Genomic DNA, 18862 nt, shown 5'->3' on the forward strand with positions numbered 1-18862 from the left:
ATGGACCTGACATGGCCGACCTTCTGCCCCGCCTGTTTCAAGACCACGGCCCCCTGATTGTTGTTGGAGCTGTACTGATATTTTTTCTGCTGATGAACACGCTCGCCTGCATTCTGTTTGCGGTGGACAGTCATCAGGCGGACGCCGACAAACGGCGCGTGTCTGGTGGCGCATTTCTGGGTTTGGCGCTGATTGGGGGGAGCCTGGGCGCGCTTTGGGGGCGTATCCGCTTTGGCCATGCCAGCCAGAGTGCGGGACTAACCTTTGCGCTATTGTTTATCCTGACCGCGCAGGTGGGTGCGGTGGCTGTCTGGCAGTCGCCATATGCGCCGCAGGTCCAAGCCTATGCCTTGGACAAATTTGCCAGCTTGTTGCCGCAAGAGGAAGAAGAAGAGGTTGTACGCACACTGCCCAGACGGTTTGGTCCGGGCAGCTGAGCCAAGGATCAGGCGGCGGCTTCGTCTTCTTCTGAGAGCTGACGCCGCCAAAGCTGGGCATAGCGGCCATCGCGATCCAGAAGGTCGGCATGGCTGCCCTGTTCAACGATCACACCTTTTTCCAGAACTATGATCTGATCCGCCTCGGAGATGGTTGAGAGACGGTGCGCGATGGTGATCACGGTGCGCCCCTGTCCAGCCCGCGCGAGCGCGTCTTTGATACCTTGCTCAGTCTCGGTGTCCAGCGCTGAGGTGGCCTCGTCCAAGAGCAGCAGTGGTGGGTTTTTGAGCAAAGTACGGGCGATGCCAACACGTTGCTTTTCGCCACCTGAGAGCTTGAGGCCGCGTTCGCCCACCATCGTGTCATAGCCTTCGGGCAGGGACATGATGAAATCGTGTATCTGAGCGGCCTGCGCGGCGCCGGTGATATCGGAATGGGACGCGCCGTCGCGGCCATAGGCGATATTGTAGCGGATCGTGTCATTGAAGAGCACGGTATCCTGTGGAACGACTCCGATGGCGTCGTGCAGGCTTTCTTGAGTGATGTCGCGCACGTCCTGGCCGTCGATGCGCAAGGCACCGTCATTCACGTCATAGAACCGGAACAAGAGCCGACCGATGGTGGATTTCCCAGACCCGGACGCGCCGACAATGGCGACCGTTTGTCCCCCCGACACGGCGAGCGAGACACCTTGCAGGATGGGGCGTTCGGTTTCGTAGCCAAAGAACACGTTGTCGAGTTCGATTTTACCGTCTGAGACGGTTAGCGGTTTGGCGTTGGCCTTGTCGGAAACTTCGGCGGGTTGTTCAAGCAGGTCGAACATTTCGCCCATGTCCACAAGGCTTTGACGGATTTCGCGGTAGACCGTACCGAGGAAGTTAAGCGGCATGGTGATCTGGATCATGTAGGCGTTGACCATGACAAAATCGCCCACGGTCAGAGTGCCGTTCTGCACCCCAAGTGCGGCGAGCACCATCACACCTACAAGGCCGGACGTTATCAGGAAAGACTGGCCAAAATTGAGGAACGCCAGCGAATAAGCGGTTTTGAGCGCGGCGCGTTCATAGCCTTTCATCGCGGCATCATAACGGGCGGCTTCGCGTTTTTCGGCGCCGAAATACTTGACGGTCTCAAAGTTCAACATACTGTCGATCGCCTTTTGATTGGCGTCGGTATCCTGATCATTCATTTCGCGGCGCAGTTTCACGCGCCATTCGGTGACTTTGAAGGTGAACCAGATATAGATGGCAATCGTGCCGGCGACGACGACCAGATACCAGACGTCAAACAGCCAGAACAGGATGATGGCGATCATCAAGAGTTCGAGCACCAGCGGGCCGATGGAAAACAGCAGGAAGCGCAGAAGGAATTCGACGCCCTTCACCCCGCGCTCGATGATGCGCGACAGGCCACCTGTTTTGCGTGTGATGTGATAGCGCATCGACAGACGGTGAATATGTTCGAATGTCTCCAGCGCCAGAGAGCGCAAGGCGCGTTGGGCGACCTTGGCAAATATTGCATCGCGCAGCTGCTGAAACCCGTTGGTCATCAGGCGGGCCATGCCGTAGGCAACGGTCAGTCCAACCGCGCCCAGAACCAGATCGGGCACACCTTCGCCTGCCAGCGCATCAACGGCGCGTTTGTAGAGCATGGGCGTGAAAACAGCGATCAGTTTGGAGGCAACCAGCGCCACCATAGCCAGCACCACACGGTATTTTACCCAATTCTGACCTTCGGGCCAGAGATAGGGGGCGACGCGACGTATCGTGCGCCAACCAGAGCGTTTTTCGTTGCGTTCAAGCTCTTCTTCGGACGCGGTATACCAACTCGCCATGCTGCCTTCTCGGTTGCTGGCCCGCGTGCGGGCGTGAGTTCACCAGCCCGTGATCTATGCCTCCGGCGCGGCATTCACCACCCCCAAGGCAAAAAAGATCACTCTGGGATCGTAAATACCTGACCGGGATAGATCAGATCGGGGTCGCGTATTTTGTCGCGATTGGCCTCGTAGACGCGCACAAAAAGAGTACCCTCGCCGTAGTTGCGCCGCGCGATAGCCCAGAGGGTAAAGCCCGGTTGGACCGTGACGACGCGCACCGGCGGTTCGCCGGTGGTGTCGGATGCTGCCCCGGAGGCTTCTTGAGCTGCGGCGACGCGGGCGGGTTCTTCGCGTTTGAAGGGGGTTTCCACACGGGATGTGACCTTGCCGTCGGCGTCCACTTCATCGACGCGCAGCGTGTAAACACCGGTATCGACATCCGGCAGCGCGGCGATCCATGCGCCCTCTGACGAGATTCGCGACGAAATCACCAACGTATTGTCAAGATAGACGCGCACAAAGGCATCCGCCCTGCCCCGCCCGGCGATTTCAACGTCGCCTGTTTCTGAATAGCTGATCGAGTCGATAGCGATAGCAGAGAGCACTTCGGGCGCGGTGTCTGCCGGTGCAGCTGGTTGCACAACACGCACGCCATCTGCGTCAGAGACCAGAACGGCGGGTGCCTTGGGTTCGGGTTCTGCAGCTGGAGCGGGTGCAGCGGCGGGTTCAGGCTTGGGCGCGGGTGCTGGTTCAGGCGTAGGCTCTGGATCGGGCGTAGGCTCTGGATCGGGCGTTGCCTCGGCCACTTGCGCGGGCGTCTGAGCGGCAGGCTGTGGAGTGGGCTCTTTTGTGGGCAGTGGTGCGGGTTGTTGCGGCGCCGGTGCTGCTTTGGCTGTTTCTACCGGTTCTGCTGTTTCGGGCTGCTTCGGAGCTGGCTGAATTGGCGCAGGCTGTGTCGTTTCGGAGGTTTCAACCTCCTCTTGCGCGGGTGCCGGTGTTTCAGGTTGTGAATTGATGGCGGGATCAGAAGCGGCGGCTTCTGTCTGGTTTTGGGCAAGCTCTGTGACCTTTTCAGACTCTTGCTCCGGCACCGCTTCTGAGGAGGGGTCTGGCTGCTCTGCGATGACAACCGAGGCGCTGGTTTCTGGCCTGACCTCAGGTGCGATCGCTGGCGTGGGCGGCGTTTCCTGATCAGCAACCGGGGCTGGATCAGGCGTTTCGGCCTCGGCCAATTCGGTGGGCGCTGGTTGCGGCGCTGTTTCGGGTGCGGGTTCGGCAGCGGCGGGCTCGCTTGCGCCTGTCTCGCTTGCGCCTGTCTCGCTTGTGCCTGTGTCGCTTGTGCCTGTGTCGCTTGTGGTTGTGTCAGGTTCAACTGGGTCCGGTTTCACGGCTGGCGTTTCTTCGACAGCCGGGTCAGCTTTGGCGATAACAACCGGAGCAGGCTCGGGTGCAATTACAGGTGCTATGATAAAGGTGGCATCTGAGAACAGATCACCGCTGTCCTGACGGTGGACCAGCGAGAGCACGCGGGGTTGCGTGCTGGGTTCGATCACAAGGATCGCGGCGAATTTGCCACTTGCATCAGCATCTGACTGAGCGATTTCGGCACTGTCCAGAAGGATGCCAACACGGGCGTTTGACGCGGCTGTGCCAGCGACCACGGTGTTGCCCTCTGCATCGATGCGCACCACGTCAAAGGCAGGTAGGATTGGCGCGGGTGCAGGTTCCGGCGCAGGCTCCGGGTCGGATGGGGTTTCTGTAACCTCGGGCACGGGCGCGGGTTCAGTTGTTTCGGGTGCCGTGTCGGAGGGGGTGCCCTCCTCCGCCCTGTCGGGCGTCTTCGGTGCGGGTGCGGTTGTCGCAGGTGTTTCGGGGGCTTTGACCACCTCTGTGGGCTCGAATACGCCACCTGCCCACATAGCGACCACGGTCGCAATGCCAGCAGCGGCCACGCCGCCCACAAGAACAGCGTTTCCGCCGAGAATAGATGCAGATTTGCTCATCGCCGATCATCCCCCAGAATACGGCTATCGTCAGTTGCCGGACCTTATCAACGCGGTTAACAATGGTCAAAAGAGCATTGAACCTATTGGGGAATTTCATGACAGAGCGGTCAATCTGTGTCTTTTGCGGCTCACGTACGGGTCAGGACCCGTCTTATTTGGCAATCGCCCAGAGTTTGGGGGCAATGATTGCACAGCGCGGCTGGCGGCTGGTTTATGGTGCGGGGGACATCGGCTTGATGGGTGCCGTTGCCAATGCCTGTCAGGATGCGGGTGGCAACACGTTTGGGGTGATCCCGACCCATCTGTTGGAGATGGAAGTGGGCAAGGTGGACCTGGGGCGCTTTATCGTGACCGAGAACATGCATGAGCGTAAAAAAGTCATGTTTATGAATTGCGAAGCCATTGTAGTGCTGCCCGGCGGCGCAGGGTCGCTGGATGAGTTTTTTGAGGTGCTGACATGGCGTCAGCTGGGTCTGCATGACAAACCGATCCTGTTGATGAACACCAAAGGATACTGGCAGCCGCTGGTGGATCTGGTGGATCACGTGATTGATCAGGGGTTTGCGGATGCGTCCTTGCGTGATTTCATTCACGTGGTCGATGATTTGCCCGGTGCAGAAGCAGTGCTGGATGCGGCCTTTTCCTGACGCCACAGGGCGATGGAATAAACCGCCAGCGCGATCCAGATCAGCGGAAAGGCGACCATGTGCACGGGCAAGAGCGGCTCGGACAGGATCAGCACGGCGCAGAGGAATTGCAGTGACGGGTTGGTGTATTGCAGCAACCCAACGGTTGAGAGTGGCAGGTGACGCGTGGCACGGCTGAACAGGATCAGTGGCGTGGCGGTCAGCAGGCCCGAGCAGATCAGCAGCAGGCTGTCTTGGAGGTTGGTCGCGAAATACCCCTGCCCCGAACCGTGTATCTGCCAAAGAACGATCAGCGCGACCGGGCTTAGCATCAACACCTCGGCGGTGACAGAAATGACGGGCCCAAGCGGCAGGGTTTTCTTGATCAGCCCATAAGCGCTGAACGTGCCAGCCAGCGACACCGCGATCCAAGGCGGCACACCCAACCCGACAAAGAGCGTCAGCACTGCTATGGCGGCCAAAACCACCGAAAACCATTGCGCAGGCGACTGACGCTCGCCCAGCACCATGCGTCCCAAAAGGACCGTGGCCAGCGGAAAGAGAAAATACCCCATGCTGGCATCAATGGCGCGCTCCTGCCCGATGGACCAGATGAACACGAACCAGTTGAAGGACACGAGCAGCGCGGCCAAAAGCACCCTAAGCGCCTGTCGTTGCGGACGCAAAACGCCGGTTAGTTCTGATAGGCGAGATTGTATTGCAATCAGGAGCGTAAACAGCACCGCCGACCAGAGTGTGCGATGGGCGAGCACCTCGATCGGGGGGATATGGGCAAGCAGACGGTAGAACAGCGGCGACAGGCCCCAGATCACACATGCGCCCAGAATGGCGAGTATCGCGCGCTGTGTCTCGCCCATTTTGGGTGCCTTTCGCGTTGCAAGGCGCAAGTGTTGGCGCGCAGTGGCCCGTTTGGCAAGCGAAGTTTCAGGTGTGTTCGGCAGAGAGCTCGATCAAGGTGATTTCCGGCACGACGCCAAAGCGCATAGGTGCGATGAGCACCAGCCATACAGGCGCACTTCTGTGCCCTGAATATACCCACACAGAATAAGTCATGTGATCCGGAACATGTTTAGATGATGGGCATCCGTCCGCATTTCTAGACGAACAGATCATCCCACCAATCATTGTTACGCAGAATAGAAAATGCGCCCTGAGGTGCCGTGAGTTGGGGCGGGATCTGGGCGACATCTTTGAATTCCACCGGGTGGGTGATGAAACAATGCCCGGCGACGTAATCGCCGAGCAGGACAATCAGGTCAGCGCCTAGCGCGTTGGTGCGTTTAACGACCTGTTCGACCCTTCGCAGGCCGACATATGGGTCGCCCACATGCAGCTCGGAAATCACCGCAATTTGCAGTGGCGCTGCGGTCCAGTTGTGCGGACTGACACGTCAACGCCGTACGCGCAGGCGCAGTGCCGGTTCAATGAAGAACGCATAGAGCCCGGCCAACAGGCCAGTCAGAACGAGACCGACAATCCCCCTGAGAAACGCACGCAGAGTTTGCATAAATTTCCCGTGGGTTTGGGCCTTTAGGTGGTTGCAGGCACAGTATCAGCGTTGTCTTTGGCCTTGTCCACTTTGTGTTGGTCCTCGGTGCGCCCCGCGCGCCAATAGCTGGAGAGGTAAAACTCATTGCGGCCGATCTGGCGGTCGGTGCGATAATAGCTGCGCAAGGCGCGCATGGTGTCAAATTCACAGGCGGTCCAGACAAAAGGGCGCCCTGCGCGCCAAGCAAGCGCGCGGATTTGCGAAAGCAGCTTGTCTTTGTCCGTTTCGGGATGCGGGTTGATCACCCAGTGCAAGGCCACGCCATCAGGCAGGTCAAACGGTTGTTTGTCAGCCTCTGACGTGATCTCGACCACCACGTAACCGATGGCGTCGCGCGGCAGTTGTTCGACATTGCAGGCCAGCGCAGGCAGCCCTGTCATATCGGCGGCGAGCAGGATCCAATCGGCGGTGGAGTCGACCATCTTGACGGATCCGGGGCCGCCAAGGGCGATCTGGTCGCCGGGGGCCACTGTCAAAGCCCAATCCGTAGCAAGGCCGCCCGCGTCGCCATGCAAGGCAAAATCAACGGTGATTTCACAAGACGCCGGATCATGGGCGCGCACGGAATAGGTGCGCATGGCCGGGTCATCGGGTGTGGCATGGGGGGCATCAGGAAAGGCCAGTTTGATATAACCCCCTTCCCGCCCCGTCGGGAAATCGGCAAAATCCGCGCCCCCCAGCACGATACGGCGCATGTTGGGTGTGATGTTGCGGACACTGCGGACCGTGGCAAGGCGGAGTTTTCTGCGTGCGGGCATGGGCGGACCTTAACCTGTTAATGGGTGTCACGGTGTCATATTGGTTGTTGAGTAAATTAATCAAGTATTATTTTGCCGCTGAAAAAAGAAAAAGCCTGCGAGAGCGTGTCTCGCAGGCTTTCCGATCTGTGGCGATGAGCCGGACTTACATGCGCGAAGCAACGTTTTCCCAGTTCACCAGATTGTCGAGGAAGTTCGACAGGTAGGCAGGGCGTTTATTGCGGAAGTCGATGTAGTAGGAGTGTTCCCACACATCACAGCCCAACAATGCGGTCTGGTTAAAGCACAGTGGGTTCACGCCGTTTTCGGTTTTGGTTACAGCCAGCGAGCCGTCTGCATTTTTGACCAGCCACGCCCAACCGGAGCCGAACTGACCTGCACCTGCGGCGGAGAACTGCGATTTGAATTCGTCAACCGAACCAAAGCTCTCGACCAGAGCCTTTTCCAGATCACCCGGCATTGCGTTTGCGCCCGGGCCCATCATTTCCCAGAACTGATTGTGGTTCCACAGCTGGCTGATGTTGTTGAAGATGCCGTTCTGGGCAACCGCGTTGGCGTCATAGGTGCCGACGATGATCTCTTCGAGCGACTTGCCGTCCCATTCGGTGCCCGCAATCGCCGCGTTGCCGTTGGTGACATAGGCGTTGTGGTGCAGGTCGTGGTGGTATTCCAGTGTCTCTGCGCTCATGCCTTTGGAAGCAAGGGCGTCGTGGGCATAGGGAAGATCAGGAAGTTGAAAAGCCATTGTGGAAATCCTCTCGTGGTCCGGGCGTTTGTTCTGTGGTGACAGATGTGGGCGTTTGGGGTGCAAGGTCAAGGCAAAAGCGGTGGAAAAAGCGCAATGCGACGCGCTACAGTGGCGTTTGGCTGAGGGTCATATGAAAAAAGGCGGCGCAGACTACAGCTGCGCCACCAGAGACAGATCAACCCATTTCTTGGGACAAGCCCGTTAAGTCACGTCAGCTGGCCTGCAATGCGCAAGATCCAGTGCCGTTGTCCGTGTTGCTCGCATTTGAAATATTAATCGTAATCGAGGCTTTGTTCCGGCGTTTATCAAATACCAGCGAAAAATCTGTATCTGACGTGTGACCACGGGCGTATTTCATATCATCGATGCGCCAGCGCACGCGCATACGTTTGGCGTCTTCTTTGAAGAACTTCGCCGTCTTGGGGGCTTGCTTCATGTACAAAAGAAACGGATCAACAACGAGCGCTGTTCCATCTTTTTGAATATCGATCATGACTTGATCCGGGATAACACCACGAGCCGCATATTCACGAAACTCTCAAAGGTAACGCTGTGCGTTTGCTGTTCCAGTAGTCGCGAGCCCGACCAATAGCGCCAAAGTAAGTGTTTTAGTATTCACGCGAAAGAATCTCCTATTTCATAATATTACGAATAGGAGATTCGATACCCGAGTTAAAGAAATCATAATCAACTTTGGAGGGCATAGCCTCCTCAGATATACCCTACCTCGCCGCCTGTTTCCGCAGACACGCGGAAAAGATCAAACACGTATTGCGCGACAGAGCGAAAACAGACGATTTCAAGGCTTTCATCCGTATTCATCCAAAACGCGCCTGCGACCTGTGCCAGGCGGGTTCGGCGGAAATCGCCCGTACCAAAGGCATCTTTGGACAGGTCAACCGGTGCCAGCTTGGCCAGCACCTCGCGCGCGCCATCGCCCGATATGCGAAACACGGCGCGGGCGTCGGACACGTTCACGACCAACACGTGCTGATCAGCCAGCGCGGTGTTGAGCGCCGCACAGGTGGCGTTGGCGTCCTCATAGGCGACGACAACCAGCAATTCGTCTGGCGACATCCACGCTACATGGCCTTTGGTCCCAAAGGAAACCTTGTTCACCGCTGGCATCTCTGCACCCAGTTCGGTGCTAATCGCCTTGACCATCGCAGCAGAGGCCAAATCGCCGCGCACGGTGATCATGCCGCACAGGCTGGCCTCCTCGATCTGGGCAAACCCGGTGAAACGGGCGCCATTCAGGGCGCTGACAGCATCAGACATTCTGTTTCTCCCCTTCCTTGTCATAGAAGACAGGGTCTACGATTTTGGCGGCCACGGTGGTGCCGTCGACCTTGTTGAACTCGACCACCTCGCCCGTACGATCGGGGCCGTTGAGCACGAGGCCCATGGCAATGCCGCGATCCAGAGTTGGCGAATAATAGGTCGACGTCACGCGCCCTTGGGTATTGCGCTGGCCATTGGCGTTAATGCCTTCGGCAATGCAATACGATCCATCGGGGATAACAGATTTGTCCTCGGTCAAGAGTCCAACCAGTTTCCAGCGGCTTGGATCGGTCATATGCGAACGCTGTTGCGCGCGTTTTCCAAGGAAATCCTCTTTCTTTTTCGAAATGGCCCAATTGAGGCCGAGATCCTGAGGTATGATTGTGCCGTCGGTTTCGTCGCCAATCATGATAAAGCCCTTTTCTGCACGCATCACGTGCAGCGCCTCGGTGCCGTATGGCATGATGTTGAACTCTGCCCCTGCCCGCATCAGCGCATCCCAGAAGGCGCGGCCCTGACTGGCTGGAACAGCGATTTCATAGGACAATTCACCGGAGAAAGAGATGCGGTAGGCGCGTGCGTCAAAGTCGCCGATCTTGCCGTCTTTCCACTCCATAAAGGCCAGCCCCTCTTTGGAGACATCCATGTCGCCGCCGAGTTTTTCGATCACTTTACGCGCATTGGGGCCGACCACGGCGATCTGGGCGAATTGCTCGGTCACGTTGGCGGTGTAGACTTTCCAGTCCCACCATTCGCATTGCAACCAGTCCTCCATCCAGCCGTGAATACGGTCCGCACCGCCGGTGGTCGTGTGGCACAGGAACGTGTCTTCGTCGATGCGGGCAACCACGCCGTCATCCGAGAGGAAGCCGTTTTCAGAGCACATCAGGCCATATCGGCATTTGCCCACTTTCAAGGTGCTCATCATGTTGGTGTAGAGCATGTCCAGGAACTTGCCCGCATCCGGGCCCTTGACGATGATCTTGCCCAAGGTTGATGCATCAAGCAGGCCGACGGACTGGCGGGTTTGGTTTATCTCGCGTTTGACGGCATCGCTGTGGCTTTCGCCATTGCGTGGGAAGCAGTACGGGCGACGCCAGTGGCCGACAGGTTCGAAATAGGCGTTCTGGTCTTCGTGATACTGGTGGATGGTGGTGCGGCGCAGCGGTTGGAACACGGCGTCGCGCGCCTCGCCCCCGATGGAGCCCATCGAGATCGGCGTGTATGGCGGACGGAAGGTGGTGGTGCCAACAGCCGGGATTGGCGCGTTCAACTGACCGGCCAAAGTGGCCAGACCGTTGATATTGCTAAGCTTCCCCTGATCCGTGGCCATGCCAAGCGTGGTGTACCGCTTGGTATGTTCGACCGATTCATACCCCTCTTGCGCGGCCAGTCGCACGTCGGAGACCTTGACGTCGTTCTGATAATCGAGCCACGCCTTCATGCGCAGATCCGGGCCAGCGCCCTGAGGCATGAGCCAAACCGGTTGCATGGGGGATTCGTCCATGGCTTCGCCCTTGGGGCCAGCTTTGCGGGTGGCGGTAAAGCCAGCGGCCTTGGCGGCGGCTTTGCCTGCGTTATGGGCGTCAGAGGCCACATTCAACAGGTCGAGCGGACCGTTTGCCGCGCCTGCGGTAACGACAAAGCCGATCCCGTCCTGATTGGTGGGCGGGCGCGATGCGTCGGGGCGGAAGTGTGACTGTTCGTCGTCCCAGATCAGCTTGCCGCCGCAATGGGACCAGAGGTGCACCACCGGAGACCAGCCGCCGGACATCGCCACGGCGTCGCATTTGATTTCCTCAATCGCGCCGCCTTCACCCGCCTGCACACAGATGCCAACGCCGGTCACACGCTTGGTGCCTTTGACCTTGGCGATGCCTTTGCCGTTTTCAATGCGGATGCCCAGCTCGCGCGCCTCGGTCGCGAGTGCGCCGCCGCCCATGGGGCGCGCATCGATAATGGCGGGGATGTCGAGACCGGCTTTCTTGAGTGTGATTGCGGTACGATAGGCGTCGTCATTATTGGTGACAACCACGGTGCGGTCGCCGACCGAAACGCCAAAATCCGCCACGTAATCGCGCACAGCGCTGGCCAGCATGACGCCGGGTATGTCGTTGCCTGCAAAAGAGAGCGGACGTTCGATGGCCCCGGTTGCAGTTATGATCTGCTTGGCACGGATGCGCCAAAGGCGATGACGCGGCCCCTGGGCGGTGGGCGCGTGATCGGTGACACGTTCATAGCCCAGCACATAGCCGTGATCATAGACCCCTGCCCCCATGGTGCGGGTGCGCAGTGTGACGTTGTCCATACCTTCAAGCTCGGCCACGAGATCCGCGATGTGTTCGGAAACGGGTTTGTCATTGATCTGCCCGCCATCGACCGGTGCACGACCGCCCCAATGGGCGGTCTGTTCCATGACAAGTACTTTGGCCCCTGAAAGAGCCGCAGCGCGCGCCGCTTGGAGCCCGGCGATACCGCCGCCCACGACGACCACGTCAACAAAGGCGTAGAAGTGTTCGTATGTATCGGCGTCGCGATCCTTGGGCGCTTTGCCAAGACCTGCGGAGTGGCGCACAATGGGTTCAAAGAGATGCTTCCACGCGGCACGGGGCGCCATGAAGGTCTTGTAATAGAACCCGGCAGGCAAGAACCGCGCGGCATAGTTGTTGAGCACGCCGATATCGTATTCCAGCGACGGCCAGTGGTTTTGCGACGTGCAGGTCAGCCCGTCAAACAGCTCGGTCGTGGTGGCGCGCTGGTTGGGTTCAAACTTGCCGCCCTCGCCCATGTTCACAAGCGCGTTCGGCTCTTCTGCACCTGAAGCGACAATGCCGCGTGGACGGTGGTATTTGAACGACCGGCCTACCATCATCTGGTCATTGGCCAGAAGCGCCGAGGCAAGCGTGTCGCCCTCGTAACCTGTCATCTGTTTGCCGTTGAAGGTGAATTTCAGCTGTTTGCCCTTGTTCAGCAAACGGCCTCCGGTGGCGAGACGCGTGCTCATGAAAAGTCCCTCCAGGACCAGCCGGGGTATTTGGCGGAGATTTTGTCTTTGATGTCTTGCGGGGGTTCATAGGTTTGGGCCGGATAGGTGCCAAACACCTCGAGCGTGGTGGTGGAACGGGCGGCGTGGAAGAATTTGCCGCAGCCGTTGACATGGCGCCAACGCTCAAAATGCACGCCCTTGGGGTTTTCGCGCATGAAGAGGTAGGTTTCGAAGTCGTCATCCGAAGAGCCGGGGCCAAAGCGTTTCAGATGCGCTTCGCCTTCGGCGTGCAATTCGGTTTCTTCGGCGTGGACGCCGCAATAGGGGCATTGAAGGGTTAGCATGGCTGACCTCCGAACGGTGAGGTTACAGTTTTTATTGAGACATTTCGTAGGCTGGAGATTACCAGAAAAATCAGGGATCTAGCACATGTACTGGCACCCAAGCGATGACCAATTAGAAGCCCGTTTGCAAGAGATTGCAGACGATCCGATGAATGGTGATTTGCAGATTGAAGCCATGAATGAATTGAAACTTCTGCGAAACGAGTCTTGATGCGTCCCATCAGTGAGCCACCCCCGCTGCAACACTCTCATCAATGAAGCGGCCTTCGATAAACCGTTCCATGCCAAATTCGGCAGAGAGCGGGCCGGGTTCGCCCTTGGCGATCAGCTCAGCTGTGGCCCAGCCGCCGCCGGGGATGGCCTTGAAGCCACCGGTGCCCCAGCCTGCGTTGATGAAACAGTTGCCCAAAGGCGTTTTGCCAATGACGGGCGAGCGGTCACCGGTCACATCGACGATGCCGCCCCATTGACGAAGCATCTTGAGGCGCGAGACCATGGGGAAGGTTTCGCACAAGGCGCGAACGGTTTCCTCGATGTGGTGGAAACTGCCGCGCTGGGTGTAGTTGTTGAACCCGTCGGTGCCGCCACCAATGACCATTTCGCCTTTGTCCGACTGAGACATATAGCCATGCACAGTGTTGGCCATCACGACAATGTCCATGCAGGGTTTGATCGGCTCTGAGACGAGTGCCTGCAGCGCCACGGATTCCATCGGCAGACGGAAGCCCGCCATATTGGCCAGTTCGCCCGAGTTACCAGCCACAACGAGGCCAAGCTTGTCACAGTCAATCGGACCTTTGGTGGTGTCCACACCAGTGACCTTGCCACCCGCCTGACGCACGCCGGTGACTTCGCATTTTTGGATGATGTCCATACCCATGTCAGAGCACGCACGCGCATAGCCCCAAGCCACTGCATCGTGACGGCCCGTGCCGCCGCGTTCCTGCCAGAGACCGCCCAGCACCGGATAGCGGGGGCCATCTATATTGATGATCGGCACCAATTCCTTGACCCGCTCGGGGCCAATGAATTCGGTCTGCACGCCCTGAAGCGCGTTGGCATGGGCGGTGCGTTGATAGCCACGAATTTCGGATTCAGTCTGGGCCAACATCAGCACGCCACGTGGGCTGAACATCACGTTGTAGTTCAAATCCTGAGACATCGTCTCGTAGAGCGAACGCGCCTTTTCATAAAGCGCGGCAGATGGATCCTGAAGGTAGTTGGAGCGGATGATGGTGGTGTTACGCCCTGTGTTGCCGCCACCCAGCCAGCCCTTTTCGATGATCGCAACATTGGTGATGCCGAAGTTCTTGCCCAGATAATAGGCCGTCGCCAAACCATGCCCCCCGGCCCCGACGATGATCACATCGTATTTCTTTTTTGGCTCGGGCGAGCGCCACGCGCGTTCCCAGCCGGTGTGGAACCGGAAGGCTTCGCGGGCGATTGCAAATGCAGAATAGCGTCTCATGGGCATGTCTCACGGGCGTTAATTCGGGGTCAGTGATTCCGAAGATGAAATCTGATGACACTGTAATGGCCGGTTGCCTTCTGTTGTACCCGGTTCAAACCGCCGGTTTCCTGCCGAGTTGCGACATGTGGGCCGATCACGGGGTTTTGCCCTTTTGCCGGGACGTTCGGAGATATAGATGAGAGGGGAAGCTTTGGAGGCACCATGATTTTCTGGATTATTGCGGGCGCGCTGGCGTTGGTCACGACCGGAACCATTGCACTTTCGGTGCGGCGCAGCCGAGACGCCGGGGAACACCCGGCGGAATATGATCTGAGGGTGTATCGCGATCAGCTGAAAGAAGTTGAGAAGGATTTGGCGCGCGGCGTGATTGACGGAGCAGATGCTGAACGGATCCGGGCCGAAGTGTCGCGCCGAATTCTGGCGGCAGATGCACAGTTGCAGGCCGAGAAATCAGGTGAGCGGGCTGGCAAACATGCAACCGCTCCTTTGGTGATCAGCCTGGGTGTTGTGCTGGTCGGGGCGAGCCTGTTGGCCTATTGGCAACTGGGCACGCCGGGCTATGGCGATCAGCCGCTGGAGCTGCGCATGGCAGAGGCCAGCGAGCGTATGGCCAGCCGGATCAGTCAGGCCGAGGCCGAAGCGCGTGTTCCACCCACGCCCAGCCCCGAACCGGAGGCACAGTTTGCCGCGTTGATGGAACGTCTGCGCGCCGCTGTCGCGGAAAATCCGGATGATTTGCAAGGGCAAGAATTGTTGGCACGCAACGAGGCGTCGCTGAACAACCTCAAGGCAGCTTATGAAGCGCAGCGCAATGTAATCCGACTAAAAGGAGATCAAGCTTCTTCGAGTGATTACAGTATCCTAGCGAATATGATGATCGCGGCCACAGAAGGCTATATTTCGCCCGAAGCAGAAGCGTCGCTGCGCAGATCGCTGGAGATTAACCCCGGAAATAATTTGGCCAAGTATTACTGGGGGTTGATGTTTTTGCAAAATGACCGCCCTGATTTGACGTTTCGCCTATGGGATCAGGTACTATTGCAAAGCCCACCCGATGCGCCTTGGGTTCCGGCCATTCGCGCGCGCATCACCGATTTGGCATGGTATGCGGGTGTTGAATACACCTTGCCTGCGCCGCCGCATTCAGATGGCCTCAGCGGCCCGACGGCAGAAGACATCGAGGCGGTGCGTGACATGACGGATGCAGATCGCGCCGATATGATCCGCGGCATGGTGTCAAACCTGTCTGAACGGCTGGCAACCGAAGGAGGTACGCCGCAGGAATGGGCACGGTTGATTGGCGCCTATGGCGTGCTTGAAGAAACCGGCCGTGCGCAGGCGATATTTGAAGAGGCACAAGAGGTGTTTGGCACGGATCCGCAGGCGATGCAGATCATTCGCGAAGGCGCGCGCCGGGCGGGGATTGTAAACTGATGGCCGAGATATTTGAAGAGATCGAAACCTTTGCAAGCGCCCTACCCCGAATGCAGGCACTTATGGGGTTAGACCTTGGGACCAAGACCATTGGGGTTGCTGTGTCAGACGGGCTTTTGTCAGTGGCGACGCCGCTGGAGACGGTCAAACGCAAGAAATTTGGCGTTGACGCCGCCCGCCTGTGCGAGATCGTCAAGGACCGCGCGATTGGCGGGATCATCCTTGGCCTACCGCGCAACATGGACGGAAGCGAAGGGCCAAGGTGCCAATCCACTCGCGCTTTTGCCCGCAATCTGGCCCCGCTGGTGACCTGCCCCATCGGGTTTTGGGACGAGCGATTGTCGACAGTTGCGGCAGAAAGAGCGCTGCTAGAGGCGGATACGACACGAAAACGTCGCGCAGAGGTTATCGACCATGTCGCGGCTTCCTATATCCTGCAGGGAGTGCTGGACCGGCTGGGGCATTTGCGCAATGCCGGATAAGCGCCAAAACGGGATGAACGAGGACGCGATGAGCAAAGACACCGTGTGGACACGCAACGAGGTTGAGAGCCCCTGTATTCAGATTTGCGTGGTGCATCCCCAAGAGCGGATCTGTACTGGCTGTCTGCGCTCGATTGACGAGATCACACGGTGGTCCAAAATGGACCCCGAAGAACGCAGCACCATTATGGCAGAACTGCCAGAACGCGCGCCGCGCCTGAAAAAGCGCCGTGGTGGGCGCGCCGCGCGTATGACGCGCTGAGTCGAGCCTTCACAGCGACTGACTTATTGTAGCCTGCAATTATTGGATTGGTTTGGCAGGCATTCTTGGCAGCGTTTTCTTTTTGGCAGGAATATCGCCTTGCCACGCGCCATCCCATGTTACACCGCATGATCTGAAGGCCAATATTAGCCCTCGCGAAACGAATGTGCGGCCAGTGGGGCGCGCACCGTCGTCAGGGTTGAAGGTTTCGTATCCGACGATTCCGTCCGGAGTGACCTCTAGCAGAACAGCTCATGTTGGATGCCAACCTATAGTTCCATGCAGAATTGAAAAATCGCCCGCCAGATCATGTGCGAGCGCGTAATCAAAACTTGCAAGTTTTTTCTGATACTTCGTAAATTCGACGTCGGCACATCACCACAAAGCGTCGGGAACACCGGTATCACGCGCCTGAACAGGTAAGGCGCACAATATGGTTCACAACAGCGCTATGGTCTGGCTCGAAAAAATACCTGTCATGCGCCCTTCCCTCATGTATACGAAGTGCCACCTTTACGGCGGCACCCCTAAAACATCATGGGCGTTGTTGCTTTTTCAAGGCGCACCGCTTGGAAAGCGCGTTCACGCTTCGGAGCGCCTTGAAAAGTGCAGACGCACTAAACGTCTTTGTGACGTGCGTTAAGCAATTGTAGTTGTTGGATGGCGACCGACCCACGAAGTGCGAGCAAAACCGCGATCAGGGAAAACACAAATAACAAGTCCATCGATATTATCCTCGGGTCACACTCAGGCCGTTTGCGCCGTAGATTGATCAGTGGTGGTGTTGCCAGCCGCCGCCGTGGTGGCTGCGGTTTCGACGACCTGTATGTCTTCGGCCGTTAGTTCAGGTAAAGCGTCGTCGACAGCCGCGACGATTGCGCCGTCGTACCAAACCCAAGCATCCGTTTCAGTGTCGGGCACGCCTGTCACTTCGACCTCCCCGGTGTCGCCTTCGGGGACAAAAATCACGATTTGATCATCTTCTCCGTCATAATCCGTAATTGTCGGTAGAGTACTAAAAACTGTGCGCTCGGCGACGGCAAAGATGTCTTCGCCTTCGCCACCGGTGCCAACGTCGTTCTCTGTCAGCCAGATCTGGTCATTTCCGGCCCCACCCAAAAGCGTGTCAGACCCCAATGTGTCGCCACCGGCAGTGCCTTCGGCCCCGCCATAGAGGACATCGTTGCCAGCTCCGCCTAGCATCAGGTCATCACCAATCTGACCAATCAGGGTATCGTCACCCTCGCCGCCATCGAGCGTATCGTTGCCCTCGCCCCCGTCCAGCGTATCGGCGCCGTCTCCGCCTCTGAGACCGTCATTGTCGGCGCTACCCGATACAGTATCATCACCCGGTCCACCACGAAGATCATCCGGACCATTACCGCCATCCACCAGATCGTTGCCCGAGCGCCCCTCGACCAGATCGGCGCCATTTCCGCCTGACAGGCTGTCGTCACCTGAACCGCCGCTGATAGAGTCATTACCGGGCAGCCCGTTGATCGTATCGTTGCCTTCGGTGCCAATAAGCTCGTCAGGTCCGTCTGTCGGCATCAGCTCTTCATCAACGGTCAGATCATCAACGGTCAGATCCTCATCACTCGTTGGTTCTTCGTTTTGAGTGTCGTCATCGTCGTCATCAATCCAGTGCACCACGGCACCAATCAAAAGGGCAGATCCGAGTATCGTCAGTATTGTTAACATTTTGAAAAATCCGGCAGCAGAAAAAGCAGGCCCAAAAGTTAACACATTTGGTACCAAATTGAGGCAAAATATTGATTTTGTTAAACTTTAGGAACCAATTTGGTTGTTTCAGCGCGATTGTTTCCCCGCTTACAACAATAGAGCGTTCGTTACGCGGACAAAAGCCAGTGCACTACCCCCTTGGGCGTGTCCGGACGAAAAAATGCAACCATACGATCTTGTTGCTGGTCACCTGATACTGCACCCCATGGGGCAACGCCGTGCAATGCCAGACGGTGCACCAAGTACCCTTCGCCCGGCGCGGCGAGCACCGGCACCCGAGGACAGGTCTCAAACACAATACGGCGGGCGGCCTGATAGGCGGCTGTGATGTCGACCCGCCCCCAATCGGTGCGCGGCACCGGGGCCAGCGCTGTTTTTAACGCATCGCGGATTATGTGGTGGCTGCCCTCCCAGACCACCATCGGCGATTGCTCTGGGGTGTTCTGGGTCAGTGGTAACCCCAGAATCCATTCATGGCATTCGTCGATGCGACGTTCCCTGTTCGGGCCAAAGGGTTTGAGGCCATCAACATGCGCGGCATCCCGGTTCAGACGATAGCGAAACGCGCCTTGGCCCTCGCCACGGCGCGGGCGCGGATAGCCCGGGCGCATGACAGACAGCTGAGCGCGGTGCAACGGCAACACCTCGCCAAACAATTCCATAATCACTGCGCGCGCGCGCGCGTGAAGCGGCGGCCCGCCGGGCAAGACGCCGTGGTCATCGTTACGCAAAGCGTCGACACCTATGAACCATGTGTCTTCGCAGTCCCACCATTGCGCCAGAGCGGGATCACGCATTGCCTGATCCGCCTGCGAATGCGCATGGCGCGCCCAGTCGAGACCTGTTTGATCAAACCCAATGGGCATCCAGCCACGTTCAAAAAACTGCGCGCTCATG

The 18862-nt window shown here is 58.1% G+C and carries 19 protein-coding genes; 6 read left to right on the forward strand and 13 right to left on the reverse strand.

What is annotated here, in order from left to right:
• Positions 1-11 precede the first annotated feature (11 nt).
• Entirely contained in the window at positions 12-437 is a 426-nt protein-coding gene (locus CLV88_RS00535; RefSeq protein ID WP_106606419.1) for a DUF1294 domain-containing protein, read from the forward strand.
• 8 nt (positions 438-445) lie between these two features.
• On the opposite strand, the gene CLV88_RS00540 is transcribed toward CLV88_RS00535, so the two are convergent.
• Both CLV88_RS00540 and CLV88_RS23130 read right to left on the reverse strand, forming a co-directional pair.
• On the reverse strand, positions 446-2272 hold the full coding sequence (locus CLV88_RS00540) for an ABCB family ABC transporter ATP-binding protein/permease (RefSeq protein WP_106606420.1): 1827 nt from the start codon (positions 2270-2272) through the stop codon (positions 446-448).
• A gap of 98 nt (positions 2273-2370) precedes the next feature.
• Positions 2371-4257, reverse strand: a complete 1887-nt coding sequence (locus CLV88_RS23130; RefSeq protein WP_243403527.1) for a LysM peptidoglycan-binding domain-containing protein — start codon at positions 4255-4257, stop codon at positions 2371-2373.
• 98 nt (positions 4258-4355) lie between these two features.
• On the opposite strand from CLV88_RS23130, the gene CLV88_RS00550 reads away from it, so the two are divergent.
• On the forward strand, positions 4356-4907 hold the full coding sequence (locus CLV88_RS00550) for an LOG family protein (protein ID WP_106606421.1): 552 nt from the start codon (positions 4356-4358) through the stop codon (positions 4905-4907).
• Here the strand turns inward: CLV88_RS00550 and rarD are convergent.
• The 8 genes from rarD to CLV88_RS00595 all read right to left on the reverse strand — a co-directional run bounded on the left by rarD (position 4850) and on the right by CLV88_RS00595 (position 12573).
• Positions 4850-5764 carry an EamA family transporter RarD gene (gene rarD, locus CLV88_RS00555; RefSeq protein ID WP_106606422.1) on the reverse strand — a complete coding sequence of 305 codons (915 nt, stop codon included), beginning with the start codon at positions 5762-5764 and terminating at the stop codon, positions 4850-4852. The genes CLV88_RS00550 and rarD overlap by 58 nt on opposite strands.
• A gap of 239 nt (positions 5765-6003) precedes the next feature.
• Positions 6004-6252, reverse strand: a complete 249-nt coding sequence (locus tag CLV88_RS00560; RefSeq protein ID WP_106606423.1) for a metallophosphoesterase family protein — start codon at positions 6250-6252, stop codon at positions 6004-6006.
• A gap of 185 nt (positions 6253-6437) precedes the next feature.
• Entirely contained in the window at positions 6438-7214 is a 777-nt protein-coding gene (locus tag CLV88_RS00565; RefSeq protein ID WP_106606424.1) for a siderophore-interacting protein, read from the reverse strand.
• Positions 7215-7359: 145 nt separating this feature from the next.
• Complete coding sequence (locus CLV88_RS00570; protein ID WP_106606425.1) at positions 7360-7959, reverse strand: superoxide dismutase; 600 nt, start codon at positions 7957-7959, stop codon at positions 7360-7362.
• A gap of 214 nt (positions 7960-8173) precedes the next feature.
• On the reverse strand, positions 8174-8455 hold the full coding sequence (locus tag CLV88_RS00580; RefSeq protein WP_106606427.1) for a hypothetical protein: 282 nt from the start codon (positions 8453-8455) through the stop codon (positions 8174-8176).
• A 218-nt stretch (positions 8456-8673) separates the two neighbouring features.
• The gene (locus tag CLV88_RS00585; RefSeq protein ID WP_106606428.1) at positions 8674-9240 is read right to left on the reverse strand and encodes a sarcosine oxidase subunit gamma; all 567 of its coding nucleotides are present in this window, start codon (positions 9238-9240) and stop codon (positions 8674-8676) included.
• On the reverse strand, positions 9233-12247 hold the full coding sequence (locus CLV88_RS00590; protein ID WP_106606429.1) for a sarcosine oxidase subunit alpha family protein: 3015 nt from the start codon (positions 12245-12247) through the stop codon (positions 9233-9235). Before CLV88_RS00590 ends, CLV88_RS00585 begins: the two co-directional genes overlap by 8 nt.
• Positions 12244-12573, reverse strand: a complete 330-nt coding sequence (locus CLV88_RS00595; protein ID WP_106606430.1) for a sarcosine oxidase subunit delta — start codon at positions 12571-12573, stop codon at positions 12244-12246. The genes CLV88_RS00590 and CLV88_RS00595 overlap by 4 nt, the downstream gene beginning before the upstream one ends.
• Positions 12574-12658: 85 nt before the next feature.
• Between CLV88_RS00595 and CLV88_RS23545 the strand changes: the two genes are divergently transcribed.
• The gene (locus CLV88_RS23545; protein ID WP_279338340.1) at positions 12659-12784 is read left to right on the forward strand and encodes a hypothetical protein; all 126 of its coding nucleotides are present in this window, start codon (positions 12659-12661) and stop codon (positions 12782-12784) included.
• A 9-nt stretch (positions 12785-12793) separates the two neighbouring features.
• On the opposite strand, the gene CLV88_RS00600 is transcribed toward CLV88_RS23545, so the two are convergent.
• On the reverse strand, positions 12794-14041 hold the full coding sequence (locus tag CLV88_RS00600; RefSeq protein WP_106606431.1) for a sarcosine oxidase subunit beta family protein: 1248 nt from the start codon (positions 14039-14041) through the stop codon (positions 12794-12796).
• A gap of 204 nt (positions 14042-14245) precedes the next feature.
• On the opposite strand from CLV88_RS00600, the gene ccmI reads away from it, so the two are divergent.
• From ccmI to CLV88_RS00615, 3 genes are read left to right on the forward strand one after another with little or no spacing between them, the layout of a single operon-like run.
• Complete coding sequence (gene ccmI, locus CLV88_RS00605) at positions 14246-15478, forward strand: c-type cytochrome biogenesis protein CcmI (protein WP_106606432.1); 1233 nt, start codon at positions 14246-14248, stop codon at positions 15476-15478.
• On the forward strand, positions 15478-15960 hold the full coding sequence (gene ruvX / locus CLV88_RS00610; RefSeq protein WP_207796999.1) for a Holliday junction resolvase RuvX: 483 nt from the start codon (positions 15478-15480) through the stop codon (positions 15958-15960). The genes ccmI and ruvX overlap by 1 nt, the downstream gene beginning before the upstream one ends.
• Positions 15961-15988: 28 nt before the next feature.
• Positions 15989-16222: a DUF1289 domain-containing protein gene (locus CLV88_RS00615; protein ID WP_106607037.1), complete on the forward strand. Its 234-nt coding sequence runs from the start codon at positions 15989-15991 to the stop codon at positions 16220-16222.
• A gap of 747 nt (positions 16223-16969) precedes the next feature.
• On the opposite strand, the gene CLV88_RS23550 is transcribed toward CLV88_RS00615, so the two are convergent.
• Together CLV88_RS23550 and CLV88_RS00625 are read right to left on the reverse strand one after the other, a co-directional pair.
• Entirely contained in the window at positions 16970-17923 is a 954-nt protein-coding gene (locus CLV88_RS23550; RefSeq protein WP_106606434.1) for a calcium-binding protein, read from the reverse strand.
• A gap of 149 nt (positions 17924-18072) precedes the next feature.
• Complete coding sequence (locus tag CLV88_RS00625; protein WP_106606435.1) at positions 18073-18861, reverse strand: hypothetical protein; 789 nt, start codon at positions 18859-18861, stop codon at positions 18073-18075.
• Between the last annotated feature and the right edge of the window lies 1 nt (position 18862).

This window comes from Shimia abyssi, from assembly GCF_003014475.1.
GTDB classification, from domain to species: domain Bacteria; phylum Pseudomonadota; class Alphaproteobacteria; order Rhodobacterales; family Rhodobacteraceae; genus Shimia; species Shimia abyssi.